Raw genomic sequence first — 24,839 nt, forward strand, 5'->3', positions numbered from 1 at the left:
GAAAGTTGCTAGGTTCCGACCCGCTTTCATCCCGGAGTAGTAGAACAATGAAAACAACATGGTTGAAGACCGCGCTCGCGGTAGCCGTAGGCGCCCTGTCCACCCAGGCCATGGCCGCCGGTTTTGCCCTCAACGAACAAAGCATCAGCGGCATGGGCACCTCCTTCGCAGGTCGCTCCTCTTCCGCCGACGACGCCACCACCCTGTTCGGCAACCCTGCCGGCATGTCCCGCCTGAAGCGTGAGGAAGTCAGCTTCGGTATGGCGGCGATTCATGCGAAGACGAAGATCAAGAACGCTTCCGCTGCGACTCCGCAAATAGACGCTCTCGGCGGTGCGCGCCTGCCGCTGAATGGCAGCAACGACGGCGATATGGTCCCGGTTACTGCCGTGCCGATGGGTTACTACGTCAAACCAATCGATGAAAAGTGGGCCGTCGGTGTCGGCCTTTATGTACCGTTCGGCATGATCACTGACTACGAAAACGGCTTCCAAGGCCGCTATCACGGCGACTACAGCGAAGTGCGGGTGATTACCGTACAACCAACAGTCAGCTATCGCTTCAATGAGCAGCTATCGATTGGCTTTGGCCCAACGATCAACCGCATCGACGGCCAACTGGAGAGCGCAGCGCTTAACCGAGCCTCGCCAGGCGTAGGCGACGGCCGCGTCAAAGTGAAAGGCGACGACACCGCGCTCGGCTTCAACGCGGGCCTGCTCTACGAGTTTTCCCCGCAGACACGCGCCGGAATCACCTATCACTCGAAAGTCAAATACACCCTTGAAGGTGATACCAAGCTATCCGGAGCCGGATTTGCAGGTGCTACCGGCAAGTACGACGCCTCTCTTGACTTGGATACCCCGGAGTCTGTGGACGTCTCCTTGACGCACGAACTCAATGATCAGTGGACGCTTTATGCAGGCGCCATGTGGACTCGCTGGAGCCGTTTCGAGGCCATCATCATCGAAAATGACGGTATCCCGGGGCCGCTACAAGGCAGCCTCTCTCCTATCATCGAAGACCAAGAGTGGCATGACACCTGGTCCTATGCGCTCGGCGCCGCGTACAAGCTGAACCGCGAATGGACCCTGCGTACTGGGCTGGCGTTCGACCAGAGCCCTACCAACAATGTTGATCGTTCGCCGCGCATTCCGACCGGAGACCGTACCGCGGTAAGCTTCGGTTTGGGCTGGAACCCGACCGACGACATCACCGTCGATCTGGCTTACTCCTACCTTTGGGAAGAAGACACCAAGGTGCGTCGCGAACACCCGACCAAGGGTGTTTACAGCGCGGACTACGAAAACAGCGCCCACGGTTTCGGCGCTGCGCTCAGCTACCGCTTCTGATGTAAGCGACACAAAAAAGCCCCGGTTCTCCGGGGCTTTTTCTTTTCTACCTTGCCAGCGCTTTTTCCACCGCAGCGATAACCCGCGGGTCATCCGGCTTCACCTTGCTGGAAAAATGCGCGACGACGCGCCCTTCCCTATCGACCACGTACTTGTAAAAGTTCCAGCGCGGCGCTGTTCCGGCCTGCTCTGCCAGCTGGCGAAACAACGGCGTCGCATCGCCACCTCGTACTGGCTGCGTCTGGGTCATGGTGAAGGTTACACCGTAATTCACGTAGCAGACCTCGGCCGTCTCGGCCTCGTCATCGGCCTCCTGGAAGAAGTCATCCGAGGGCACGCCGAGCACCTCCAGGCCGTCGTCCTTGTAGCGTTGATAGAGCGCTTCGAGTCCCTTGAACTGCCCGGTAAAGCCGCAATGGCTGGCGGTATTGACCACCACCAGGGCCTTGCCCTGGAACTGGCTGCACAGATCGACGGTTTCCTTGGAGCGCAGCTTGGGCAACTCGTGCTGCAGCAGTGCCGGGCATTCGGCGGCAATCACCGAGGCGCTGGCAAAGACCAGCGACAGTGCCGCCAGGGGACGAGTGATATTCATGGCCAGTTCTCCGGTCGCGGGCTCACAACGCTACTCCGCCGCCGTGCCCGCGACAATGCCCGCGCAGGCCGAAGCGCGTCCGGTCAATCACAGCTCGGCCAAACTGCAATATGATGTGCCCCAGCCGCTCTTCACCGAACGAGGCCGCATGCATCCATCTCGAGCACTCCGCTACGCACTGACTCTCCTCCTGCTGCCGTTCGGCAATGCCCTCGCAGCACAGGTGCAGGTGGCGGTCGCTTCCAACTTCACGGCACCGATGCGGGAAATCGCCGGCCGCTTCGAGCGTGACACCGGCCACCAGGCCAGACTTGCCTTCGGCGCTACCGGCAAGTTCTATGCGCAGATTCGCAATGGCGCACCGTTCGAGGTCCTGCTGTCAGCGGATGACACCACGCCAGGGCGGCTCGAGCAGGAAGGCGCGGCTATACCCGGTAGCCGCTTCACCTATGCCGTTGGCCGCCTGGTGTTGTGGTCGCCGACTGCGGGCTTGGTGCAGGACGGCCCTGACCTGCTGCGCAAGGGCGATTTCCGCCACCTCGCCATGGCCAACCCGAAAACTGCGCCCTATGGTGCTGCCGCCCTGGCCACACTGGAACATCTCGGGCTCAACGACACCCTGAGCGGCCGCCTGGTGCAGGGCGAAAATATCGCGCAGACCCACCAGTTCGTCGCCAGCGGCAATGCGCAGCTGGGCTTCATCGCGCTGTCCCAAGTGGCGAAGGATGGCCGGATCGCTACCGGCTCGGGCTGGGTTGTGCCCACCGACATCCACCCGGCCATCCGCCAGGAAGCCGTGCTGCTGACCAAAGGGCAAGACAACCCTGCAGCCAAAGCGCTGCTGGATTACCTGGCGCAGCCGCAGATCCGCGCGCTGATCCAGTCCTATGGCTACGGGCTGGAGTAGCAGCATGCCGCTGGACAGCGTGGCCCTGGCAGCAATCTGGCTGACCTTCAAACTCGCCAGCGTGACCACGCTGGTCCTGCTGCTGATCGGCACACCCATCGCCTGGTGGCTGGCGCGCACCACCTCGCGCATGAAGGGCCCGATTGGGGCCGTGGTCGCGCTGCCGCTGGTGCTGCCGCCGACGGTGCTCGGCTTCTACCTGCTGGTGGCCATGGGCCCCAACGGTTTCATCGGCCAGTTCACCCAGAGTCTTGGGCTCGGCACCCTGCCGTTCACCTTTGCCGGATTGGTGGTCGGCTCGGTGTTCTACTCGCTGCCGTTCGTGGTGCAGCCCTTGCAGAATGCGTTCGAAGCCATTGGCGAGCGGCCCCTGGAAGCCGCCGCCACACTACGCGCCGGCCCCTGGGACACCTTCTTCAGTGTGGTGCTGCCACTCGCCCGTCCCGGTTTCATCACCGCCAGCATCCTCGGTTTCGCGCATACCGTCGGCGAGTTCGGCGTGGTGCTGATGATCGGCGGCAACATTCCGGGGCAGACCCGCGTGGTGTCAGTGCAAATCTACGACCATGTCGAGGCCATGGAGTACGCACAAGCGCACTGGCTGGCCGGCGGCATGCTGCTGTTCTCCTTCCTGGTGTTGCTGGTGCTGTATGGCAGCCGGCTGAAGCAAGGGTGGCGCGGATGAACGACGCTACAACCCACAGCGGAATCCAGGCACGTTTTCGCCTCGACTATGCCGACTTCAGCCTGGATGTCGATCTGCAGTTGCCCGGCCGCGGGGTGACCGCGCTGTTCGGTCACTCCGGCTCGGGCAAGACCACCCTGCTGCGCTGCGTGGCGGGCCTGGAGCGCTCAGGCCTGGGCCAGCTGACCGTCAATGGCGAGCGTTGGCAGAACAACGCGCAGAACCTGTTCGTGCCACCGCATCGCCGCTCAATCGGTTATGTGTTTCAGGAGGCCAATCTGTTCACGCACCTGTCGGTGCGACGCAATCTGGAATTCGGCATGCGCCGCGTGGCGGCAGCGGAGCGCCGTGTTGTCTTGGATCATGCGGTGGAACTGCTGGGCATCGATCACCTGCTCGAGCGCATGCCGGATCGGCTTTCCGGCGGCGAGCGCCAGCGTGTCGGTATCGCCCGCGCGCTGCTGACCAGCCCGCGCCTGCTGCTGATGGACGAACCGCTGGCCGCGCTCGACCTCAAGCGCAAGAGTGAGATCCTGCCTTATCTGGAACGCCTGCATGACGAGCTGGATATCCCCGTGCTCTACGTCAGCCACTCGCCGGACGAAGTTGCGCGGCTGGCCGACCACGTGGTGCTGCTGGAACAGGGACGGGCCATCGCTCAGGGCGAGTTGCGCGAGACGCTGGCACGGCTGGACCTGCCAACCGCCTTCAGTGATGACGCCGGTGTGGTGATCGAAGGCGAGATTGCCGGGCACGACACCAGGTATCACCTGACCCAACTGAGCTTTCCCGGCGGTGAAGTGCTGGTCTCGCAACGACCGGAAGCCCTGGGCCAACGCCTGCGCTTTCGTGTGCACGCGCGGGACGTGAGCCTGGCGCTGCAGCGCGCCGAAGGCAGCAGCATCACCAATCTCCTGCCGGCGCGGGTCGAGGCCATGGTCGCGGCCGATACGCCGGCGCATGTGCTGGTCCGCCTCGATGCCGGTGGCACGCCGCTGCTGGCACGCATCACCCGGCGCTCGGCCGATCAGCTGGCCATTACGCCCGGTCAGGCGCTTTGGGCGCAGATCAAGACGGTGGCGCTGCTGGGCTGAGGCGAGTCAAGCCTCGGTCGGTTCCGGCAGCTTGGCAATGACCTTGATCTCGAACTGGAAGCCGTAAAGCCAGGTAACCCCGACCGCGGTCAGCGTCGGATGCGGCGCAGCGCCCCAGTATTCGGGCACGACGCTCCAGACCCGCTCGAAGATCGCCTGCGGATCGACCATGAACACAGTGACGTCGATGACGTCGTCGAAGGTGCAGCCTGCAGCCCCGAGAATCGCGTTCAGGTTATCGAAGGCGCGCCGCACCTGTGCCTCCAGCTCCGGTTCGGGTGAGCCGTCCTCACGGCTGCCGACCTGGCCGGAGACGAACAGCAAGCCATTGGCACGGATGGCCGGGGAATAGCGATTGCGCTCGTAGAGCGCCTGGCGGCCAGGCGGAAAAACAACGTCACGCGGTGTCATGTGCAACCTCCAGCAAGGGTCGGAGCGACCCGATGAATGAAGGCCTCACTGTAGAAGTCGCAAAGCGCTGGATAAACGCGCCAGGTCGCTCAACACTATTTGCATAATCCAAACAATCCGCGGGAGTTCAGATGGACCGTTTCGATGCGATGCAGGCCTTCGTTCGCGTGGTGGAGACCGGCAGCTTCACCAAGGCCGCCGAGACCCTGCGCATCAGCAAGACCAGCGTCACCCAGCAGGTCCAGCAACTCGAGGCGCGGCTTCGCGTCAGGCTGCTCAACCGCACCACGCGCCGGGTCAACGTGACCGCCGACGGTGCCGCCTATTACGAGCGCGCCCTGCGGCTGCTGGCCGATCTGGACGACGCCGAAACCAGCCTGTCCGCCGCCGCGGCAGTGCCCCGAGGGCGCTTGCGCGTGGACGTCCCCAGCCCACTGGCGCGGATGATCCTGATTCCGGCATTGCCGGCCTTTTATACGAAGTATCCGGACATCCAGCTGGACATGGGCGTCAGTGATCGGCGGGTGGATCTGATCGGGGAGTATGTGGACTGCGTGGTACGCGGTGGCGAAATCACCGACCAGTCACTGATCGCCCGCCACGTCGGCGACCTGCGCCTGGGCGTCTATGCGGCACCCGGCTACCTCGAACGCGCCGGCGTGCCGGCACATCCAAGCGAGCTGGAAAACAGCCACCACCGCGTTGTCGGCTTTCTCTGGGCGCGCACCGGCAAACCGACGGCGTACGTCATGCAGCGACAGGACGAGCAGGTTCAGGTGCACGGCCGCTATGCGCTTGCCGTGGACGATGGCAACGCCTGCCTAGCTGCGGGGCTGGCTGGGCTGGGCATCATCTGGCTGCCGGAGTACATGGTCAGAACGCACCTGGCCAACGGCGAGCTGTTGCCACTGCTGCAAGACTGGCGGCTCGATGAAATGCCGCTTTACCTGGCGTTCCCGCCGAATCGACATGTCAGTGCCAAGCTGCGCGTGTTCATCGATTGGGTGATCGAACTGATGGCGCAACATGCGCCCGTGCTCGACCGTCGACCGCTGGCCGACCGCTAGAGCTGCAGCGCCAGCCCTACCAATACCGTGCACTCCACCAGCTCCAGCAGCGCGCCGGCGGTATCGCCGGTGGTGCCGCCGAGTCGGCGCAACATGGCGCGACGCGCCAGCATAAACGTCACCGCAGCCAACGACAGGGCGATCAGCCCGCTGCTGCCGAACAGCAAACAACCCACCGCGACCAGCGCCAGTACGCCCCTCGCCTCGCCATGCGGCAGATTCGCTGCTAGCGCATGACCAAGTCCGTTGGGCCGCACATACGGCGTCAAGAGAAACAGCGCTGGCAGCGCGGCCCGCCCCAGCACCGGCGCCAGCAACAGTGCGGAGTACTGTTGCGCCTGGAGCAACGCCAACAGCGCGCTGAACTTGAGCAATAGCAGAAGCACCAGGACCACCACGGCGACCGGCCCGCTGCGCGGGTCCTTCATGATCTGCAGCGTTCGCTCGCGGTCGCCGAAGCCCCCCAGCCAGGCGTCGGCGCTGTCGGCCAGGCCATCGAGGTGCAGGCCGCCGGTCAGCGCAACCCAGAGGGTGAGGAGCAAGGCCGCCTGTAACAGCGGTGCAGCCCCATCCAGCACAAACGCGGCCAGACAGAGCAACGCGCCGAGCAACAGACCAACCACCGGGTAATACAGCAATGAACGCCCCTGCTGCTCGGGCTCCGGCATTGCCGGCAAGCGGATCGGCAGGCTGGTGAGAAATTGCAGGGCGATCAATAGCGGCAGCATCGGCAGGTCCTATACCTCGACGGCGGCCGGTTCGCCCGCCGGAGAAGCGTTGAGCGGCAGCAACTCACCGTGGGCCACAACCACATCCAGCAACCGCTCCCTTGGCAAGCCGCGCGCACGCGCCAGCAGCAGGCGCATCACGCCGGCATGACAGATGACCAACAGCCGCTGGCCGGCAAAGCGCTGCCCAAGGCAGTCGATGGCAGCCAGCACGCGCGCCTCGAACTGCGCCAGCGGCTCACCGCCAGGCGGCGTAAAACCATAGGGATCGGCCCAGAACAGGCCGAGCGCCTCGGCGCTGTGCTGCATCAGATCGGCGGCGCTACGGCCTTCCCAGTCGCCAAAATGCAGCTCGCGCAAGTCCGGCTCCAGTTGCAGCGGCAGGCCGTGCTGTGCGGCCAGCTCCCGCGCGAAGGCGGCACAGCGTTGCAGCGGCGAGCTGACCAGCACGTCCCAGGGACCGGCGCCAGCAACCGCATCGCGCATCTGCTGCCAGCCACGCTCAGTCAGCGCATCGTCGAGGCTGCCGCGAAAGCCACCGCCCCCCTCGGTCTCGCCATGGCGCAGCAGATCGATGCTCGTGATCATGCAGTTCGGTCCGAAATTTCGGCTTCGACGAACGTCGCCATTTCGTTGTGCAGCGCGCAGGCCTGCTGCAACAGCGGCACGGCCAGCGCCGCACCACTGCCTTCCCCCAGACGCAAGCCGAGATCGAGCAGCGGCACGGCGCCAAGTGCTTCCAGCACCGCCAGATGGCCGGGCTCGGCAGAACGATGGGCGAAGATCAACCAAGGCCGACAGGCCGGATTCAGCCGCACCGCACAGAGCGCGGCAGCGCTGCAGATAAAGCCGTCGACCAGTACCGCGATGCCCAGCTGCGCGCAGCGCAGATAGGCACCCGCCAGCGCCGCGATCTCGAAACCACCCAGTCGGCGCAAGGCTTCAAGCGGCGCGACACAATGCTCGGCGTGCAGCCGAACCGCGTCCTGGATCACCTGAACCTTGTGTCGAACACCGGCCAGATCGAGCCCGGCGCCCGGCCCGACCAGGGTCAACGGCGAGCGCGGCAGCAGCACGGCAGCCAAGGCACTGGCGCTGGTGGTGTTGCCGATGCCCATTTCGCCACCGATGAACAGCTGGGCAGAGCCTTGCGCGGCACGCTGCGCGCTGTCGCGTCCGGCTGCCAGGGCCAGACGCATTTGCTCGTCACTCATCGCCGCTTCGCGAGCCAGGTTGGCCGTGCCGGGGCCGAGTCGCAGATGGCTCACGCCATCCAGTTCAAGCGGTTCCACCGTGCCCAGGTCGATCACCTCCAGCGGCGCGTCCAGGCGCTTCGACAACACGCTCAGTGCAGCCCCGCCGCCGACGAAATTGCGCAGCATCTGCCCGGTCACTGACTGCGGATAAGCCGAAACACCCTCTTCCACCACGCCGTGATCGCCGGCGAACACGCTGACATGCAGGCGCTCGACCTGCGGCCGCTCGCTGCCCTGCATGGCTGCCAGCGACACCGCCAGGGCCTCGAGCTGGCCGAGCGCACCACGTGGCTTGGTCAACTGGTCCTGGCGCGCCAATGCCTGGGCGCGCACGGATTCATCCAGCATGTGGCATGGCTCGTTCCACCACTCGTGCATCAATGCGCTTCCTTCAATGTGCGTTCTTCAATGTGCGTTCTTCAATGTCATGGGCAGCCCGGCGACCATAAAGGTCACCCGCTGCGCCCGTTCCGCCACGGCCTGGTGCAGCCAGCCGGCCTCGTCCACATAGCGACGGGTCAGCTCGCCCAGCGGCACCACGCCGAGGCCGGTCTCGTTGCTGACCAGCAGGATCCGCCCCGGCAGCCCGTCCAGACATTCGAGCAGGGCATCACGCTCCTCGGCGAGCCGCGCCGCGTCGTCCAGCATCAGCAGGTTGGTTAGCCAGAGGGTCAGGCAGTCGACCAGCAGGCAGCGATTCGCGGCAGCCTGCTCGCGCAGCACCCGCACCAGTTGCAGGGGTTCTTCGACCAGTGTCCAGTGCGCCGGGCGCCGCTCACGGTGATGGGCGATGCGCTCGGTCATCTCGCCGTCCAGCGGCTGGCTGGTGGCGATATAGGTAACCGCCAGGCCGCTATCGCCAGCCAGACGCTCGGCAAAGCGGCTCTTGCCCGAGCGGGCGCCGCCAAGAATCAGTTCCAGCATGCTCAGTCTTCCAGCCCGCAGAGCGCGCGTAACCGCGCGGTATCCAGATGTGTCTCGACCAGGTCGGCGAGGCGCTCGATGTCGCGCTCGCGCAGCGCGTGGTAGTCGACAGTTTCCACCGCATCGAGGCCTGCCCAGCGCAGCAGCGCAGCACAGGCCTCGGGGCCTTCGAACAGGCCGTGCAGATAGGTGCCGAGCACCTGCTCGTCGGCGCTGATGGCGCCATCGAAGCGGCCATCGTCGAGCTGCACCGCTGGCTGTTCCAGGGCCGGGCCGCTGCTGACGCCGGCATGAATCTCGTAGCCGCTGACCGGCACGCCGCCCGGTAGCAACCGGCCGGTGACGTTGCGCAACTGCTTGTCCGTCTCAAGAACCGTGTCGAAATCCAGCAGCCCAAGCGCCTCGCTCTCCCCCGCCGGACCTTCCAGCCCGAGCGGATCAGCAATGCGCGTGCCGAGCATCTGCAGGCCGCCACAGATGCCCAGCAATTTGCCGCCGTAGCGCAGGTGCTTCTGGATTGCTGCTTCCCAGCCGTTGGCGCGCAGCCAGGTGAGGTCGGCGCGTACGCTTTTCGAGCCGGGCAGGATGATCAGATCGGCAGGCGGCACCGGCTGCCCGGGACCGACGAACTGCAGGTCGACCTGCGGGTGCAGGCGCAACGGGTCGAAGTCGGTGTGATTGCTGATGCGTGGCAGCACCGGCACCACCACCTTCAGCGCGTCGCCGGCCTTGCCGGACTGGCGCACGTCGATGGCATCCTCCGCTTCCAGATGGAAATCCATCAGGTACGGCAGCACGCCCAGTACCGGCTTGCCGGTGCGTTGCTCCAGCCAGTCGAGACCCGGCTGCAAGAGCGCGATGTCGCCACGAAAACGGTTGATGACGAAGCCCTGAACCCGCGCCTGCTCGCTTTCCGAGAGCAACGCTAGGGTGCCGACCAGATGGGCGAACACCCCACCCTTGTCGATATCGGCGATCAGGATCACCGGGCAATCCACCGCCTCGGCGAAGCCCATGTTGGCGATATCGCCGGCGCGCAGATTGATCTCCGCGGGCGAACCGGCGCCCTCGACCATCACCACGCGATAAGCCGCGGACAGCCGCTGGTGCGAGTCGAGCACCGCCTGCATCGCCACGCGCTTGTAGTCATGGTAGGCGGCGGCATCCATGCTGGTCACCGCGCGGCCATGGATGATCACCTGGGCGCCGATGTCGCTGTTGGGCTTCAAGAGCACCGGATTCATGTCGGTGTGCGGCGCAAGGTTCGCCGCCTGCGCCTGTACGGCCTGAGCCCTGCCGATTTCGCCGCCATCTGCAGTCACCGCGCTGTTGAGCGCCATGTTCTGCGGCTTGAACGGCACGACGGCAACCCCCTGGCGTGCCAACCAGCGGCACAGCGCCGTCACCAGCGTGCTCTTGCCGGCGTCGGAGGTGGTGCCCTGCACCATCAGCGTCGTCATGGATGTTGCTCCCTGAAAAATTGCAGAGCCTGCTCCAGCCGCGCCCAACCAATATCGGTCGGCACGCCGAAGCGCACGCTGGAAGGCTGAGCGAAAAGCCGCGTGAGAATGCCGCGACGGGCGAGAAAGTCATGCAGCAGCGCAGCGTCGTCGCTGACCCACCACTGGAACAGTGCGCAGCCGCCCAGCGGCGCAAGGCCATGGCGGCGTAGCAGGTCGGTCAGACGCTGGCCGTCGCAGTGCAGGCATTCGCGCTGGCGCTGCTGAGCAGACTGATCAGCCAGCAGCACTGCGCCCAGCTGCCGCGTCGGGCCATTCACCGTCCAGGGGCCGAGCAGCCTGGCGAGGGAACGCAACAGGCCGGCATGAGCCAGCACGAAGCCCAGTCGCGCGCCAGCCAGGCCGAAGAACTTGCCGAACGAGCGCAGCACGACCAGTCCCGGCAGGTGGCTATGCGCGGCCAGGCTGTGCTCGGGCGTGCAATCCATGAACGCCTCATCCACCACCAGCCAACCGCCGTAGGCCGCCAGATCGCTGCGCCATTCCAGCAGACGCTGCGGCGCGATCATCTGGCCGGTGGGATTGTTCGGGTTGACCACCACCAGCACGTCGAGCTGATCCAGTGCACGCGGCACGCTGGCCTCGCAGAGTTCGACGACCCGATGGCCGAGGCGGCGCCAGGCCTCGGCGTGCTCGGCGTAACAGGGCGAAACGATGCCGACCCGCGCCAGCCCGCGCAGACGCGGCAAGGCCTGAATGGCACTCTGCGAACCGGCCACTGGCAACACCGCGCGCGCACCGTAGTACTGCCGGGCCGCTACTTCCAGGCCATCTTCAGGCTCTGGCAGACGTGTCCAGGCGCAGCTGGAAATGCTCGGCAACGGCGGGTGATAAGGGGCGATGCCAGTGGACAGGTCGAGCCAATCCGAAAGCGGAATGCCGTAGCGCTGTGCGGCTGCGCGCAAACGTCCACCGTGCTCAAGCATAGAGCCAGCCACCAAACAGCAGTGTCAGCAGCCAGACGCCGACGCCACCCCAGACCAGGTCCAGCGCATGCTCGATATGCCGCGCCTGTGGGGCCTTGCCCCGGCCCAGCTCTGGCCGCGCATGCACTTCACCGTGATAAATGGCGGCGCCACCCAACACCACACCCAGCGCACCAGCCCCGGACGCCATCACCGGACCGGCGTTGGGGCTGTCCCACAGCGGCGCCTGGGTGCGCCAGCAACGCAGCGCGCGGCGGGTTCGCCCGAGCAATGCATAGGTCAGCGCGACCAGCCGTGCCGGCAGGTAGTTGAGCACGTCGTCGATGCGCGCCGCGGCCCAGCCGAAGCGCTCGAAGCGCGCGTTGCGATAGCCCCACATGGCGTCCAGCGTATTGCTCAGGCGGTACAGCACCACACCCGGCGCACCGGCGACGATAAACCAGAACAGCGCGGCGAACACCGCATCGCTGCCGTTCTCCAGCACCGACTCGGTGGCCGCACGGGCCACGCCCTCCTCGTCCAGCTGCGTGGTGTCGCGGCTGACGATCCAACCGACGCGGCGGCGTGCCTCTGGCAGATCATGCCGCCACAGCGCCTGCGCCACCGGCAGTGCATGCTCGCCCAGACTTCGCAGGCCCAGGGCCAGATAGAGCATTACGACCTCCACCAGCCAGCCGACGGTCGGTAACAGGCTGAGCAGCCAGGCCAGCAAGGTCAGCGGTAGCACCGCCAGGCACCAGGCGGTCACCCCGTGGCTGCGCCAGCCGCGCGCCGCAGATCCGTTGAAATGCTGCTCCAGGCGATCGGCCAGGCGACCGAAGGCTACCAGTGGATGTGCCCGCTTCGGCTCGCCGAGCAACGCATCCAGCAGCAGCGCCGCGCTGACGGTGAGGAACAGACTCACTCGGCACCCTGCGCGCAGGCACTGATCAGCGCATGCAGCTGGCGTACGCCGTCGGTCAGCACCGCCGGGCCGGGGTTGAGGATGTCCGGCGACTTGATCTCGTGCAGCTGGCCCGTGCGCACCGCCGGAATAGCCTGCCAGCCTGGCCGAGCGGCAACCTGTTCCGGGCGAAAACGGCGGCCGCACCAGGAGCCGACGATCAGCTCCGGCGCGCGGCGCACCACTTCCTGCGGGTCCTCGATGATGCGTTGCTTGGCGCGCTTGAACGATGCCAGCTCGGCGAAGCAGTCCTCGCCACCGGCCAGTTCGATCAGTTCGCTGACCCAGGCGATGCCCGAAATCAGCGGCTCGTTCCATTCCTCGAAATACACCCGCGGCCGGCGCGGCAAGCCGGCCGCGCTGGCGCGGATGGCATCCAGCCCCGCCTGCAGCTCGGCGATCAGCGCTCGCGCGCGCTCGCCAGCGTGCACCAGCGCACCGAGGGTCTCGATCATGCGCAGGATGCCGGCGATATCGCGCTGGTTGAACAGGTGCACCTCCAGTCCTTCGCGTGCCAGCTCGGCGAGCATGTCGCCCTGGAGGTCGCTGTAGCCGAGCACCAGGTCCGGCTCGAGGGCGAGAATCTGCTCATGCTTGACGCTGGTGAAGCCGCTGACTTTGGGCTTCTCCTTGCGCGCCTGCGGCGGGCGCACGGTGAAGCCGGAGATGCCGACGATGCGCGCCTGCTCGCCCAGCAGGTAAAGCGTTTCGCAGGTCTCTGTGGACAGGCAGACGATGCGCTGCGGCCCCTTGCTCATTTCGCCTCCCAGGCATTCTCGAAAACCAGTTCGTGCAGCGGTCGCGGCGTGGTCCAGCCTTCCAGTGCCAGCATCGGTGCAGGGTAGAACTCATGCACCGGCCCGAGGCAGAGGATCGCCACCGGCTTGGCACCGTCCGGCATGCCGAGCAAGGCGGCCAGCGCGTCGGGATCGAACAGTGACACCCAGCCCATGCCCAGACCTTCCGCCCGCGCCGTGAGCCAGAGGTTCTGGATCGCGCAGGCCAGCGAGGCGAGGTCCATCTCCGGCAGCGTGCGGCGGCCGAAGATATGTTGCTCGCGGCCATCCATCAACGCGGCAACCAGCAGCTCGGCACAATCCTCGATGCCTTCCACCTTGAGCCGCATGAACTCGGCGGAACGTTCGCCGAGCGCCTGAGCGGTGCGCTGGCGCTCCTCACCGACCAGATCGGCGATGGCCGTGCGCAACTCGGCGCGGGTGATGCGGACAAAGCGCCACGGCTGCATCAGGCCAACGCTGGGTGCCTGGTGTGCCGCGTTGAGCAGCCTCGACAGCAGCTCCGGTGCCACCTCGCCGCCGGCGAAATGACGCATGTCGCGACGCTCGCTGATGGCACGATAGACCGCCGCGCGCTCCTGCTGGCTGAAGGCATGCGCGCTCATGGCCGGAACAGCGCCGCGGCGGCTGCCGGATCGGACGGCAGGTACAGGTGGATGTAGGATGCCGTCAGCCGCCCCCGGCGATAGACCGCTTCGGCGGTGCGCTTGTAGTTCGGGCATTCGCCGCGAGCCAGCGGCTCGAGTGGCGACTCCAGCGCTGAATGATGGAAGGTGTGCCCGCGCAGCCGCCCTTCCGGCAGCTCCACTTCCTGCAGCGCCAGGGCGGTCAGACGCTTGTGCATGCGCGCCTCGCCGGGCAGCAGGCCGAGCATCTGCGCGCGCTCGTCGCCGCGATCGGTCAGCCCGTCGAGCAGGTAGAGCATGCCGCCGCACTCGGCGAGGATCGGCTTGCCCGCTTCATGATGCGCACGGATCGCCTCGGCCATGGCGCGGTTGCGCGACAGACCGCGCAGGTGCAGCTCGGGATAACCGCCCGGTAGATAGAGACTGTCCACGGCCGGCAAGCGAGCAAAGCGCAGCGGCGAGAAAAACAGCAACTCGGCACCCAACGCCTGCAGCAGGTCGAGATTGGCCTGATAGAGAAAGGCAAAGGCCGCATCGCGTGCGACGCCGATGCGTACACCCGCCAGCAGCGGTTCGAGCGGCGCACTGGCCGGCGCGGCGAAAGTGACCGGGGCAGGCAACTCGGTGTCCGCACTGAGTGCCAGAGCATCGGCGGCGGCATCCAGACGGGCGTCCAGATCAGCCAGCTCCTCGGCTTGTACCAGCCCCAGGTGCCGACTGGGCAGCTCCACCTCGACACTGCGCGGCAGGGCGCCGTACCAGCGGATCGACTCCGGCAGGCTGTCACGCAGAATCTCGCCATGCCGGGCGCTGCCGACCCGATTGGCCAGCACGCCGTCGAACGGCAGGTCCGGCTGGAAGCTGCTCAGCCCGTGCGCCATGGCGCCGAAGGTCTGCGCCATGGCCGAGCCGTCGATGACCGCCAGCACCGGCACGCCGAAGCGCCGCGCCAGATCGGCCGCCGAGGGCGCGCCATCGAACAGGCCCATCACCCCTTCGATCAGGATCAGGTCGGCCTCGCCCGCCGCTTCCCAGAGCAGGCGTCGCGACTCCTCTTCGCCGACCATCCACAGGTCGAGCTGATAGACCGGCTTGCCGCTGGCACGCGCGAGGATCATCGGATCGAGGAAGTCCGGCCCGCATTTGAACACCCGCACGCGCTTGCCCTGCCGCGCATGCAGCCGCGCCAGAGCGGCAGTGACGGTGGTCTTGCCCTGGCCGGAAGCAGGTGCGGCGATCAACAGTGCCGGGCAGTTTCTACTAGTCATCGCGGCCTCTCATCAGCATCGCAGGGTGGATGACGCTTCACCCATCCACCGACCACGCCGATGGTGGAGGAAACAGACGTCATCCACCCTATGCAACGGTCCGTGAATGCTTTGAGCGCCGGCATCAAAATTCGACGCCTTTTTGCGCCTTAACGCCGGCCTTGAACGCATGCTTGACCAACGCCATCTCGGTGACGGTGTCCGCCGCCTCGACCAGACCCGGCGGGGCGCCGCGGCCGGTGACCACCACGTGCTGCAGCAGCGGCCGCGACTCGATGTCGGCAAGCACCGGCGCCAGCTCCAGGTAGCCGTACTTCAGCGCGATGTTCAGTTCGTCGAGCACCACCAGGCCGATCTCGGGATCGGCCAGCAGCTCGGCTGCGACCGCCCAGGCTTCGCGGGCCTTGGCGATGTCACGTTGGCGATCCTGGGTTTCCCAGGTGAAGCCCTCACCCATCACGTGGTAGCGCACCTCGTCCGGGAAGCGCCGGAAGAACGCCTCCTCGCCGGTGCTGGCCGCGCCCTTGATGAACTGCACCACGCCGACCTTGATGCCATGGCCGAGCGCACGCGCCACCATGCCGAAAGCCGAACTGCTCTTGCCCTTGCCATTACCGGTGTGCACCAGCAGCAGGCCGTACTCGTCCTGCGCCTCGGCGATCTTCTCGTCGATCAGCGCCTTCTTGCGCTGCATGCGCGCCCTGTGGCGATCGTCGCGTTCGCTGGACTCACTCATGCGCGGGCCTCGTCACGCTGCCCGGCCCAGGCGCGCAGGCCGACGAACAGCAGCGCGGCGACGCCGACATACAGCGCCAGGGTCGACAGGTAGCGCGGGTAATAGGTGGCGATGCGGTCGGCCAGCAGCGCCAGCGTCGGCTCCGGGTAGCGTCCGGAGAAATAGAGGAAGCCGCCGCCGGAGAACAGGTAGCAAACGAAGGCGCTCGCCATCACGCACAGCGCCAAGGTCGCCAGGCTGCTGAACTGGTCACGGTGCCAGCGGGCATAGAGGCGACCGCCCAGCCACAGCGAACCGTAGGCCGGCACCAGCATCCAGTAGGCCGGCGACATGCACCAGTCGCTTACACCGGCCCACTGGATGGCGGCGAAATCCAGCAGCGAAGCCTCGAGAAACAGTGCCGGAAACACCCACTTCGGCCGCACCAGCACGCCAGCGAGGAAGAACACCGCCCACGACGCGCTCGGCAGGTTGACGCTGGCGAAATGCTGTCCGCGGGTCATGGCCAACAGCGCAGCAAGCGCAAGGCCGACCAGCAGCTGATATCTCGGGGCAAGCTTGATCATTGCAATCTCCTTCTGTGGGCGCGGGCGACATGCCCGCGTCGCGGTCTTACAGCGCCTGGTAGCGCACGGTCAGGTAAGCGGCCTGTCCGGGCTGGTTGTAGCCCTCGGCGGTTTCGTAGTCGGCGTCCAGCAGGTTGGCGACGCGCGCCTGCAGGCGCCACTCCGGGGTGATGCGGTATTCGCCGCGCAGGTCGAGAGTGGCGTAGCCGGACAGCTCGCGGGTGTTGGCCAGGTCGTCGTAGCGCTGTCCCTCGGCGTGCAGGCTGGCACCGACGCTGAAGGCACCGAGCCGACGGTCGACATTGAGGTTGAATAGCTGCTTGGCCCGGCGCGCCAGCTCGTTGCCGCGGTTGGCCCCGGCGGAGCGGTTCTCCGGCTCCAGCAGGCTGTAGTTGGCGTTCCAGTCCCAACCGAACAATTGGCTGCCGAGCACCAGCTCGACCCCGCGGATACGCGCTTCCTGCACGTTGGCCGGCGCGGAAATGCTGGCGTCATAGGCGATGAGGTCATCGACCACGGTGCGATAGGCATTCACCGCCCAGTGGCCCCAGCCATGCTGCCCGGCAAGGCCGACTTCGAGGCTCTCGGAGGTTTCCGCATCCAGCTCGGGATTGCCGTAGTCGGGGAAATACAGCTCGTTGAAGGTCGGCGCCTTGAATGCCGTGCCATAGCTGATGGTGCCGCGCAACCAGTCGGTCAGCGCATAGCCGTAGCCGATGTTGCCGGTGTCGTGCTGGCCGAACTGCTCGTTGTCGTCACGTCGCAGCGACAACTGCCAGTCATGGCGGCCGAGCTCGCCCAGGTACTGAGCGAAGTAGCCGTCGTTGTCCCGGGAATCCTCGGCATACGGCGTAGTGCCGTTGACCTCGTCGCGCTGGTGATCGGCACCCAGAATCAGCGTATGCCCCGCAGTCAGCTCAATATCGTTCTGCCAGCTGAGCGTGTCGCGACGGCTGTCGAAGCGTGAATAGAACTGCCCGTCCTGATAGGCATCGGATTTGTCTTCGCTGCGCCCGGCCTGCAGCGTCACCAGCCAGGGTTCCAGCGGACTGAAGCGCGCACGGGTGCCGAAGACCCTCGACTCACCATCGGCATTGGCGCCGAAACCGGACGTGCGGGCCCGGTTTACGCTGTCGTAATCGTTATGGGATTTGGCCTGCAGCAGGTTGGCGTCCAGCTCCAGGCAGTTGTCGAAGCGGTAGCCGGCGCTCAGCGTCGCGGACAGGTTGCGATAGCCATCGGCATCCCGTTCGTGGCCACTGGTGTCCGCCGACTTGACGTTGATGCCGTCGGTGTCCGAGCCACTGACGCTCAGGCTGTACCAGCCACGACCGTCACCACCGGAAACGCCGACGCTGCCCGTGTAGGTGTCATGGGTGCCGTAACCGGCCGAGAAGAACGGCTTGACGCCCTGCCCCTGGCCCTTGCGGGTGAATATTTGGATCACCCCGCCGATGGCTTCCGAGCCATACAGGCTGGAACGTGGGCCGCGTACGACTTCGATGCGCTCGATCAGCTCCAGCGGCAGATCCTGCAGGGCCGCGCCGCCGCCCGAGACCGAGCCGATCTTGATGCCGTCGATCATCACCAGCACGTGATCGGATTCGGTGCCGCGCATGAACAGCGAGGTGGACTTGCCGGGCCCGCCGTTGTTGGCCAGCGAAACGCCAGGCACCTGCTTGAGCAGCTCGGGCAGCGAACTGGCCTGGCTGCGTTCGATCCGCTCGCGGTCGATCACGGTCACCGCGGCCAGGCTCTGCTGAGCCGTCTGCGCGGTGCGGGTGGCGGTCACCACCTGTTGCTGGAGATCCAGCGGGGCTGCGGCCAGCTGGCCAATGGAAAGGGGAAAACTGCCGAGCAGCACATAGGCCGCTGGCTTGAAACGGGGCTTGCAAGTCAAGGTACAGGTCTCCGTCGTGCCCACCCGCACGACTGAAAGTCGACGAAGACAGACGGAGGAACCGCAAAAGGAAGTGAATACCGCGAGGGATATGCACCCGCCCAGCGCCCGCCGCACTGTCAGTGAAATGCGACAGGCCGGTCTCCGGGCTTGCGAGCGTACGCCTTGCGGCGTCCCGAAACCGCGCCTTCCCATGCGTTGAGCACAGTGGCTATTAGGGTTTCTCGACTCGCCTACCGTTGCGGGGGCAGCGCCGGAATCTTCGTGAGAATGGACCGGCTTCCCTGTTTCACCCCCTCGCTGAAGAGGGGGCACCTGAGGCGACGCGGAGGTTAGTCCAAGGCCGGGCTTGGCGCAACCGCGGGGTTGTCGCAGCGCCCTGCAATTTCCGCTTGCATCTCGGCGCTCGGAACGGCGGACGGCAAAAGGCTTCGAATGCAACAATGCCAGCAATCAGCCAGGACCCATATCCGACGCCCATGACCAGCATCGTGCAGATTTCAGACACCCATTTCGGTACCGAACAACCTTCCGTGGTCCAGGCCCTGGAGGACCATGTACGCGAACACCAGGCCGACCTGCTGGTGTTCTCCGGCGACATCACCCAGCGTGCCCGTCGCGGGCAGTTCGCCAGTGCCGCCGCCTTCGTGCGCCGCGTGCAGGCCGATGGCGTCGGCGAGACGCTGGTGATTCCGGGCAATCACGACATCCCGCTGTACAACCTCTTCGCCCGCCTGTTCACGCCGTACAGCAACTACCGGCGACACTTCGGCGATGAGCTGGAACCGGTATTCGAGAACGACGACATGCTGGTGATCGGGCTCAATACCACCCATCCGCGCCGGCACAAGGACGGCGTGGTGACGGGGCGACAAGTGGAGCGGGTGGCGCAGCGGCTGGCCGATGGCAACCCGCACAAGATTCGCATCGTGGTGGCCCACCAGCCATTCGGCGCGATGGTGCCGAGCGATCTGAGCAACCTGCAGCACGGCGCCGAATTCGCGCTGCAGCGCTGGGCCGAGCACGGGCTGGACCTGGTCATGGGCGGGCACATCCACCTGCCCTACGTGCTGCCGTTGTCCAAGCAGTACAGCGGTCTCGCGCGGGAGATCTGGATGGTGCAGGCCGGCACCACGCTCTCGACCCGCCTGCGTGGCACCTCACCGAACTCCTTCAACCGGCTGAAGCTGCATCCCGGCGAACAGAAGAAGGTCTGCGTCGAGCGCTGGGACCTGCTCGACGGTCGCTTCGTGCTGGGTTCGCACTTCAACCTGAGCTGGTAACCCGCGCTCGCACGCGAAGCGCGGTCAGCCCACCGACAGGCCGACCAGATAGACACCGGCGAAGCCGATGTTGAAGGCGATGAACAGGTAGAGCATGTAGCGCAGGTAGCTGCCGAAGGTCAGCCCCGGCACCTTGCTCATGGCGACGATGCCCGACGCCGAACCAATCACCAGCAGCGAGCCGCCGACACCGACCGCATAGGTCAGCACCATCCATTCGGCGACACCCATTTCCAGCCCGGATTTCAGCAGCGCTGCGGTCAGCGGCACGTTGTCGATGGCCGCCGACATCACGCCCATCAGGTAGTTGGCCATCACTGCCGGTACCTGGTCATAGATATGCACCAGCCCGTCGAGCACGCGAATCTCCTTGAGCATGCCGACCAGCAGGAGGATGCCGAGGAAGAAGAACAGCGTCTCGAACTCCACCTGGCGCACGTATTCGAGAATCGGATCGGAGTCGTTGTCGTCGCTGAAGAAGCGCGCAACCAGGAACATCACCGAGAGGCCGGCGAGGAAGGTCAGCACCGGCGGGATCTGGAACAGGAAGTTGCCGACAATGGTGCTGAGGATGGTGCACAGGAAGATCAGTGCAATCGCCACGTCGACACCGCGCACATCGTTGCGCTGGCCCTGTACCACCACCTCGCCCTTCATGCCGATCGACAGCATGGCGGCCAGCACCATCACCGCGACGAATGCCGGCACGGCCAGTGCCAGCAGCTGGAGGATCGCTACCTTGCCAGCGAGGAAGATCATCAGCGTGGTGACGTCGCCGGTAATCAGCGCGACCCCACCGGAGTTGACGGAGAAAACCACCAAGGTAGCGAACTTGATGGTCTTCGCCCGATCCAGCTGCAGCGAGAGAATCAGGGTGATGGAGACCAGCGTCGCGGTGATGTTGTCGGCCAGCGACGAGAACACGAAGCAGAAGGTCGCTGTGAGAAACAGCAAGGCCCGCTCGCTGATCCGCTTGGGCAACACCAGATAGATCAGGTTCTCGATCATGCCCTTCTTGTTCAGGTAGGCAACGAAGGTCATGGCCGCCACCAGGAAGATCCACAGCCCGGCGATCTCGGCGATGTTCTCGTTGAGGCTTTCCAGCACGGTTTCGCGCGCCTCGCCCACCGGTGTGAAGATGAACAAGAGCAGCCAGGCCAGGGTGCCGAAGAACAGCGTCACCTTGGCCTTGTTCACGTGGGTAATTTCTTCGAGCACGACGCCAAGCAGCGCCGCGACCGCCAGCGCAATCAGCACGTACGTCAGCAATTCAGGCATATCTCACCTAATGGGAAGTGGGGAAAAAGGGGCTGTGCGCGACCGAACGACGCACGGGGAGGAATTGGGGATGCGCATGGTAGCCAAAGCGCCAGGCGAGCGAAATCACCGCATGTCAAACGGGGAATGTTTCAGCATGTGAGTACGACTAAAGACAGGACGTCTACGACGGGGGTTCTATGCGGATGACGCTCAGGGGTTGCGGGCCAGTTGCTCCTGGTCGAGCACGCGCTTAGCGCCCAGATAACTCTTATGCCAGTAGCCGGCGGTAAGACTGTCCAGGCGTACCGTGCCGCCAGAAGATGGCGCGTGAACGAAGCGGTCTTCGCCAACGTAGATGCCCGCGTGGCTGACCCGGCGCCCACCGCTGGTAGCGAAGAACACCAGATCACCGGGCTGCAATGCGTCGCGCCGTACGGAGGGGCCGCGCAGATTGCTCATGGCCTGAGTGGTGCGAGGGAGCTGGATGCCGGCTGCGCCGCGGTAGACGTAGCCGATCAGGCCACTGCAGTCGAAACCGCTATCCGGCGTATTGCCACCCCAGCGATAAGGGGTGCCGACCAGACCAATCGCACTGAACAGCACGTCTTCAGCGGCGCCAGGTACGGGCTGTTGGTGGACCCTGGGTGTCTGCACGACCGGCGGCGTGGGTGCCTGTCCGGCACAGGCGGTCAGTAGCACAGTCAGAACAACGAGCGTGAGACGAGCCGGATAGTGCATGGCAGAGCGGTCCAGGCAAATGAGCCATCACTCTGCCGGCATGTGCGGGAAGACGCAACCCCCGCAGGTCGCGGGATCAGTGCTGGGCTGTGTGCGGAACCAGATCGGACGCCAGGGCCAGCACGCGTTTTGCTTCCATGTAGCTGGCGCGCCAGTAACGGTCATCCAGGCTGTCGACGCGCACTCCACCGCTGCGGCTGCTGGAGGCGTGGATGAACTGGTCATCGCCGATGTAGATGCCGGCGTGGCTGACCCGGCCACGGCCACGGTTGTTGAAGAACACCACGTCACCGGGTTCCAGCTCGTTGCGCTTGACCACCGGTGCGTCGAGGTTGATCAGCTCGCGAGTGGAGCGCGGCAGCTCGAGACCTGCCTCCTTGCGGAACAGGAAGCCGACGAAGCCGCTGCAGTCGAAACCGCTCTTCACGGAGCTGCCACCGTAGCGATACGGAGTACCGACCAGGGTGAAGCCGCGCTCGAGAATGCTGTCAGCCAGCTGCGGCAGCTGGTAGTCGTGCTCATCGGTAAGCTCTGCCAGCGACTGCTCTTCGCTCTTTTCGAGCGCGTCGAAGTCGAATCCGGCCAGGGGATGGTGTTGCGACAGACGAGGCGCGTCGGCTTGCTGCTCGGTCTGTACAGGCTGGCCGGCGCAGGCGGTCAGCAGGGCGATAAGTGCGAGAGGCACGAGGGGTGCGAAGCGTTGGCGCATGGGCACAGCCGTGTCGGTGATTTCAAAGTGCCGGCGACTATGCCCTCTATCGCTTCGATGATCAAATTCAATCGGACGAAATGTGACGAACCAGCTGCGACAAAACGTCCGCGGCCCTTCCCTGCAGAAGCACGTCCGCCAGCGGGCTGATCTCGGTGGGTTGCAGATTCACCTCGACGACGGAGCCGCCGGCCTGACGCACCCGCCATACCGGCTCGAGGATGTAGCCGAAGCTGGCGGTGGTTCCAACCACCAGCACGGCGTCGAAGCCGACCTGCACCTGTTGCTGCAACGCTGTGAGGGCCGATTCCGGCAGCATCTCCTCGAACAGCACCACGGCAGGACGCAACACCCCGTCGCAAGTCAGGCAACGCGGCGGCAATGGCTGATCCAGCAGCGAAGGCAGTGGACGTCCGTCGACCTTGCCGCAGCCCATGCACGACAGCGGCGCCAGCTGACCGTGAATCTCGATCAAGCGATCGGGCGGACTGCCGGCTCGGCGGTGGAAGCCATCGATGTTCTGCGTGAGCACCCAGGCGCCGGATTTGCGCCGCTGCAGCTCGGCGATGGCGACGTGGCCGGCATTGGGTTCGGCCTGCAGGCAGGCCCGGCCGATTTCGGCCAGGTACTTCCAGCACAACGCCGGATCACGCCGCAGCGTCGGCCCGGATAGCGCCACCTCGATCGGCAGGCCGTCTTCGGTTTCGCCGTTATAGAGGCCGCCGAGGCCACGGTAGGTGGGCAACCCGGAGTCGGCCGACAGCCCGGCCCCGGTGATGATCAGAATGCGTTCGGCGCCGCTCAGCGCCTGGGCGGCCTTGATGATATCCATGAATGTCGCGAACCCGTTTCGGTGGCACTCCCCCGATCGTGCGGGGAGCCGATGGCCGCGTCGCGACCACGGCCATTAGCCTACGAATCGCCGCGCCTGACTGCAAAGGCATTCGCCCCCGCTCAGCCCAGCAGGGCCTGAAAAAGCACCGCGTAGCCCAAAGCACACAACAGCCAGGCCGGCAGCGGGCCGAGCAGCCAGCGCCAGCCCCACCATTGCGGCACGAAGCCGACGCCATGCACGAAGCCGGCGGAAATACCCCACATCACCAGCATCAGCTGCGGGTGACTGTAGCCTCCCTGCCCGTCCAGCATCGCCGCCGGATGGATCAGCAGGACCAGCGCCAGCGGCGCGGCCAGCACTAAAGAAAGTACGCGACCGAACGCGCCGTAGCAGCGCCCCTGCGCGCGACTGCTCACGGCTCGGCGTCCAGGTCCTGAGTGGCTTCCAGCCACAGCGCATTGATGATGCCGAAGCTGCTGGCCAGCAGCACGCCGAGAATCCAGGTGAAGTACCACATAGTCGTCTCTCCTTGGCGGGCGGGCGCGGCGGCCCGCCCGCGCGGTCAGTACAGCCCGTGGGGGTTGGCTTCGATGGTTTTCTGGGTGAGCCGGCCCCACATGCGCCCGTAGCTCCACAGCGTGTAGCAGAGGATCAGCGGCACGAAGATGCAGGCCACAACGAACATGATGCCCAGCGTCTTCTGACTTGAGACCGCATCCCAGATGGTCAGGCTCGAGGCCGGATCGAGGCTCGACGGGAAGACGAAGGGAAACAGCGCAAAGCCCGCGGTACAGATGCTGCCGACGATCATCAGACTGGTTCCGACGAAGCTCACCCCGCCGCTGTTGCGACTGGAACCGAGCAGCGCCAGCAACGCCCCGAGGATGCCCGCGGCCGGCGCGATCAAGGTGACCGGATAGAGGCCGTAGTTGGCCAACCAGCCGACATTGTCCTGGGCCACCTGCTTGTCCAGCAGCGGATTGAGCGCGGCGCCCGGATCGCTGACCGACAGCTGACTGAAGCCCTGAATGCCCAGCGCCAGCCAGACACCCGCCGCGACGAAGCCGAACAGGAACACCAGCACGCACAGGCGCGTGGCCTGCCGCGAGCGCTCAGCCAGCGCGCCGTCGGTGCGCAGCATCAGCCAGGCGCCACCGTGGGCGCTGAGCATGCTCAGGCTGACGATGCCGCAGAGCAGCGCGAACGGGTTGAGCAGCGCGAAGAACGAGCCCTGGTAGGTCGAGCGCATCAGCTCGTCCAGCTGGAACGGCAGGCCGAGGAACAGGTTGCCGAAGGCCACGCCGAACACCAGCGCCGGCACCGCGCCGCCAACGAACAGCGCCCAGTCCCAGGCGCTGCGCCAGCGCGGGTCTTCCACCTTGCTGCGATAGTCGAAGCCCACCGGGCGGCAGAACAGCGCGAACAGGACCAGCAGCATCGCCCAGTACAGGCCGGAAAATGCCACCGCATAGACCATCGGCCAGGCAGCGAACAGCGCACCACCGGCGGTGATGAACCACACCTGGTTGCCATCCCAGTGTGGCGCGATGGTGTTGATCGCCACGCGTCGCTCGTTGTCGGTCTTGCCGACGAAGGGCATCAGTGCCATGGCGCCCATGTCGAAGCCATCGGTCAGGGCGAAGCCGATCAGCAACACGCCGATCAGCACCCACCAGATGAGCTTGAGCACTTCGTAATCGAACATCTCGTATCTCC

At 65.5% G+C, this 24,839-nt stretch carries 28 protein-coding genes and 1 riboswitch; of the genes, 6 read left to right on the forward strand and 22 right to left on the reverse strand.

The window, feature by feature from the left end; translation table 11 throughout:
- The first annotated feature begins 47 nt into the window (after positions 1-47).
- Positions 48-1,349: an OmpP1/FadL family transporter gene (locus BM275_RS01660; RefSeq protein ID WP_090519080.1), complete on the forward strand. Its 1,302-nt coding sequence runs from the start codon at positions 48-50 to the stop codon at positions 1,347-1,349.
- A gap of 46 nt (positions 1,350-1,395) precedes the next feature.
- On the opposite strand, the gene BM275_RS01665 is transcribed toward BM275_RS01660, so the two are convergent.
- Entirely contained in the window at positions 1,396-1,944 is a 549-nt protein-coding gene (locus BM275_RS01665) for a glutathione peroxidase (RefSeq protein WP_090519081.1), read from the reverse strand.
- 148 nt (positions 1,945-2,092) lie between these two features.
- On the opposite strand from BM275_RS01665, the gene modA reads away from it, so the two are divergent.
- From modA to modC, 3 genes are read left to right on the forward strand one after another with little or no spacing between them, the layout of a single operon-like run.
- Positions 2,093-2,851 (forward strand): molybdate ABC transporter substrate-binding protein, encoded by a 759-nt coding sequence (gene modA, locus BM275_RS01670; RefSeq protein WP_046620012.1) that lies wholly within the window; start codon positions 2,093-2,095, stop codon positions 2,849-2,851.
- The gene (gene modB, locus BM275_RS01675; RefSeq protein ID WP_179484568.1) at positions 2,832-3,536 is read left to right on the forward strand and encodes a molybdate ABC transporter permease subunit; all 705 of its coding nucleotides are present in this window, start codon (positions 2,832-2,834) and stop codon (positions 3,534-3,536) included. The genes modA and modB overlap by 20 nt, the downstream gene beginning before the upstream one ends.
- Positions 3,533-4,630, forward strand: a complete 1,098-nt coding sequence (modC, locus tag BM275_RS01680; protein WP_090519082.1) for a molybdenum ABC transporter ATP-binding protein — start codon at positions 3,533-3,535, stop codon at positions 4,628-4,630. The genes modB and modC overlap by 4 nt, the downstream gene beginning before the upstream one ends.
- A gap of 6 nt (positions 4,631-4,636) precedes the next feature.
- Here modC and BM275_RS01685 read toward each other — a convergent pair whose 3' ends face one another.
- The gene (locus BM275_RS01685; protein ID WP_023444367.1) at positions 4,637-5,041 is read right to left on the reverse strand and encodes a RidA family protein; all 405 of its coding nucleotides are present in this window, start codon (positions 5,039-5,041) and stop codon (positions 4,637-4,639) included.
- A 131-nt stretch (positions 5,042-5,172) separates the two neighbouring features.
- On the opposite strand from BM275_RS01685, the gene BM275_RS01690 reads away from it, so the two are divergent.
- Positions 5,173-6,108 carry a LysR family transcriptional regulator gene (locus BM275_RS01690; RefSeq protein ID WP_090519083.1) on the forward strand — a complete coding sequence of 312 codons (936 nt, stop codon included), beginning with the start codon at positions 5,173-5,175 and terminating at the stop codon, positions 6,106-6,108.
- Here BM275_RS01690 and BM275_RS01695 read toward each other — a convergent pair.
- The 13 genes from BM275_RS01695 to btuB all read right to left on the reverse strand — a co-directional run bounded on the left by BM275_RS01695 (position 6,105) and on the right by btuB (position 18,298).
- Positions 6,105-6,836 carry an adenosylcobinamide-GDP ribazoletransferase gene (locus BM275_RS01695; protein WP_090519084.1) on the reverse strand — a complete coding sequence of 244 codons (732 nt, stop codon included), beginning with the start codon at positions 6,834-6,836 and terminating at the stop codon, positions 6,105-6,107. The two genes, BM275_RS01690 and BM275_RS01695, sit on opposite strands and share 4 nt — an antisense overlap.
- Before the next feature lie 9 nt (positions 6,837-6,845).
- Positions 6,846-7,424, reverse strand: coding sequence for an alpha-ribazole phosphatase family protein (gene cobC / locus BM275_RS01700; RefSeq protein WP_090519085.1), 579 nt, complete (start codon positions 7,422-7,424; stop codon positions 6,846-6,848).
- The gene (cobT, locus tag BM275_RS01705; RefSeq protein WP_090519086.1) at positions 7,421-8,470 is read right to left on the reverse strand and encodes a nicotinate-nucleotide--dimethylbenzimidazole phosphoribosyltransferase; all 1,050 of its coding nucleotides are present in this window, start codon (positions 8,468-8,470) and stop codon (positions 7,421-7,423) included. The genes cobC and cobT overlap by 4 nt, the downstream gene beginning before the upstream one ends.
- A 27-nt stretch (positions 8,471-8,497) precedes the next feature.
- Positions 8,498-9,016 (reverse strand): bifunctional adenosylcobinamide kinase/adenosylcobinamide-phosphate guanylyltransferase, encoded by a 519-nt coding sequence (cobU, locus tag BM275_RS01710; protein WP_090519087.1) that lies wholly within the window; start codon positions 9,014-9,016, stop codon positions 8,498-8,500.
- A gap of 2 nt (positions 9,017-9,018) precedes the next feature.
- Positions 9,019-10,476, reverse strand: coding sequence for a cobyric acid synthase (locus BM275_RS01715; RefSeq protein ID WP_090519088.1), 1,458 nt, complete (start codon positions 10,474-10,476; stop codon positions 9,019-9,021).
- Positions 10,473-11,462: a threonine-phosphate decarboxylase CobD gene (gene cobD / locus BM275_RS01720; RefSeq protein WP_090519089.1), complete on the reverse strand. Its 990-nt coding sequence runs from the start codon at positions 11,460-11,462 to the stop codon at positions 10,473-10,475. The genes BM275_RS01715 and cobD overlap by 4 nt, the downstream gene beginning before the upstream one ends.
- On the reverse strand, positions 11,455-12,366 hold the full coding sequence (gene cbiB, locus BM275_RS01725) for an adenosylcobinamide-phosphate synthase CbiB (RefSeq protein WP_090519090.1): 912 nt from the start codon (positions 12,364-12,366) through the stop codon (positions 11,455-11,457). Before cbiB ends, cobD begins: the two co-directional genes overlap by 8 nt.
- Positions 12,363-13,163 carry a cobalamin-binding protein gene (locus BM275_RS01730; protein WP_090519091.1) on the reverse strand — a complete coding sequence of 267 codons (801 nt, stop codon included), beginning with the start codon at positions 13,161-13,163 and terminating at the stop codon, positions 12,363-12,365. The genes cbiB and BM275_RS01730 overlap by 4 nt, the downstream gene beginning before the upstream one ends.
- On the reverse strand, positions 13,160-13,807 hold the full coding sequence (gene bluB, locus BM275_RS01735; RefSeq protein WP_090519092.1) for a 5,6-dimethylbenzimidazole synthase: 648 nt from the start codon (positions 13,805-13,807) through the stop codon (positions 13,160-13,162). The genes BM275_RS01730 and bluB overlap by 4 nt, the downstream gene beginning before the upstream one ends.
- The gene (locus BM275_RS01740) at positions 13,804-15,096 is read right to left on the reverse strand and encodes a cobyrinic acid a,c-diamide synthase CobB (RefSeq protein WP_090519093.1); all 1,293 of its coding nucleotides are present in this window, start codon (positions 15,094-15,096) and stop codon (positions 13,804-13,806) included. Before BM275_RS01740 ends, bluB begins: the two co-directional genes overlap by 4 nt.
- Before the next feature lie 124 nt (positions 15,097-15,220).
- Positions 15,221-15,832 carry a cob(I)yrinic acid a,c-diamide adenosyltransferase gene (gene cobO, locus BM275_RS01745; RefSeq protein ID WP_090519094.1) on the reverse strand — a complete coding sequence of 204 codons (612 nt, stop codon included), beginning with the start codon at positions 15,830-15,832 and terminating at the stop codon, positions 15,221-15,223.
- Positions 15,829-16,398 (reverse strand): hypothetical protein, encoded by a 570-nt coding sequence (locus BM275_RS01750; protein WP_090519095.1) that lies wholly within the window; start codon positions 16,396-16,398, stop codon positions 15,829-15,831. The genes cobO and BM275_RS01750 overlap by 4 nt, the downstream gene beginning before the upstream one ends.
- 46 nt (positions 16,399-16,444) lie before the next feature.
- A complete protein-coding gene (gene btuB, locus BM275_RS01755) occupies positions 16,445-18,298 on the reverse strand; it encodes a TonB-dependent vitamin B12 receptor (protein WP_090519096.1) in 1,854 nt (617 codons plus the stop codon).
- Between the two features lie 118 nt (positions 18,299-18,416).
- A riboswitch (cobalamin riboswitch) is annotated at positions 18,417-18,632 on the reverse strand.
- A 145-nt stretch (positions 18,633-18,777) separates the two neighbouring features.
- Here btuB and BM275_RS01760 point away from each other — a divergent pair.
- A complete protein-coding gene (locus BM275_RS01760) occupies positions 18,778-19,581 on the forward strand; it encodes a metallophosphoesterase family protein (RefSeq protein ID WP_045666577.1) in 804 nt (267 codons plus the stop codon).
- Positions 19,582-19,605: 24 nt separating this feature from the next.
- On the opposite strand, the gene nhaD is transcribed toward BM275_RS01760, so the two are convergent.
- From nhaD to cydB, 7 genes are all read right to left on the reverse strand, one after another.
- Positions 19,606-20,859 carry a sodium:proton antiporter NhaD gene (gene nhaD / locus BM275_RS01765; protein WP_003297950.1) on the reverse strand — a complete coding sequence of 418 codons (1,254 nt, stop codon included), beginning with the start codon at positions 20,857-20,859 and terminating at the stop codon, positions 19,606-19,608.
- Between the two features lie 192 nt (positions 20,860-21,051).
- The gene (locus BM275_RS01770) at positions 21,052-21,579 is read right to left on the reverse strand and encodes a C40 family peptidase (RefSeq protein WP_090519097.1); all 528 of its coding nucleotides are present in this window, start codon (positions 21,577-21,579) and stop codon (positions 21,052-21,054) included.
- Between the two features lie 76 nt (positions 21,580-21,655).
- Positions 21,656-22,288: a C40 family peptidase gene (locus BM275_RS01775; RefSeq protein WP_003297953.1), complete on the reverse strand. Its 633-nt coding sequence runs from the start codon at positions 22,286-22,288 to the stop codon at positions 21,656-21,658.
- 67 nt (positions 22,289-22,355) lie between these two features.
- Positions 22,356-23,120, reverse strand: a complete 765-nt coding sequence (locus BM275_RS01780) for an NAD-dependent deacylase (protein WP_090519098.1) — start codon at positions 23,118-23,120, stop codon at positions 22,356-22,358.
- A 122-nt stretch (positions 23,121-23,242) separates the two neighbouring features.
- Entirely contained in the window at positions 23,243-23,539 is a 297-nt protein-coding gene (locus BM275_RS01785) for a cyd operon YbgE family protein (protein WP_090519099.1), read from the reverse strand.
- Positions 23,536-23,640, reverse strand: a complete 105-nt coding sequence (gene cydX / locus BM275_RS01790) for a cytochrome bd-I oxidase subunit CydX (RefSeq protein ID WP_003297956.1) — start codon at positions 23,638-23,640, stop codon at positions 23,536-23,538. The genes BM275_RS01785 and cydX overlap by 4 nt, the downstream gene beginning before the upstream one ends.
- 45 nt (positions 23,641-23,685) lie before the next feature.
- Positions 23,686-24,828, reverse strand: coding sequence for a cytochrome d ubiquinol oxidase subunit II (gene cydB, locus BM275_RS01795; RefSeq protein WP_090519100.1), 1,143 nt, complete (start codon positions 24,826-24,828; stop codon positions 23,686-23,688).
- Positions 24,829-24,839 lie beyond the last annotated feature (11 nt).

Origin of the sequence: Stutzerimonas kunmingensis (assembly GCF_900114065.1) — a bacterium.
Lineage (GTDB): Bacteria > Pseudomonadota > Gammaproteobacteria > Pseudomonadales > Pseudomonadaceae > Stutzerimonas > Stutzerimonas kunmingensis.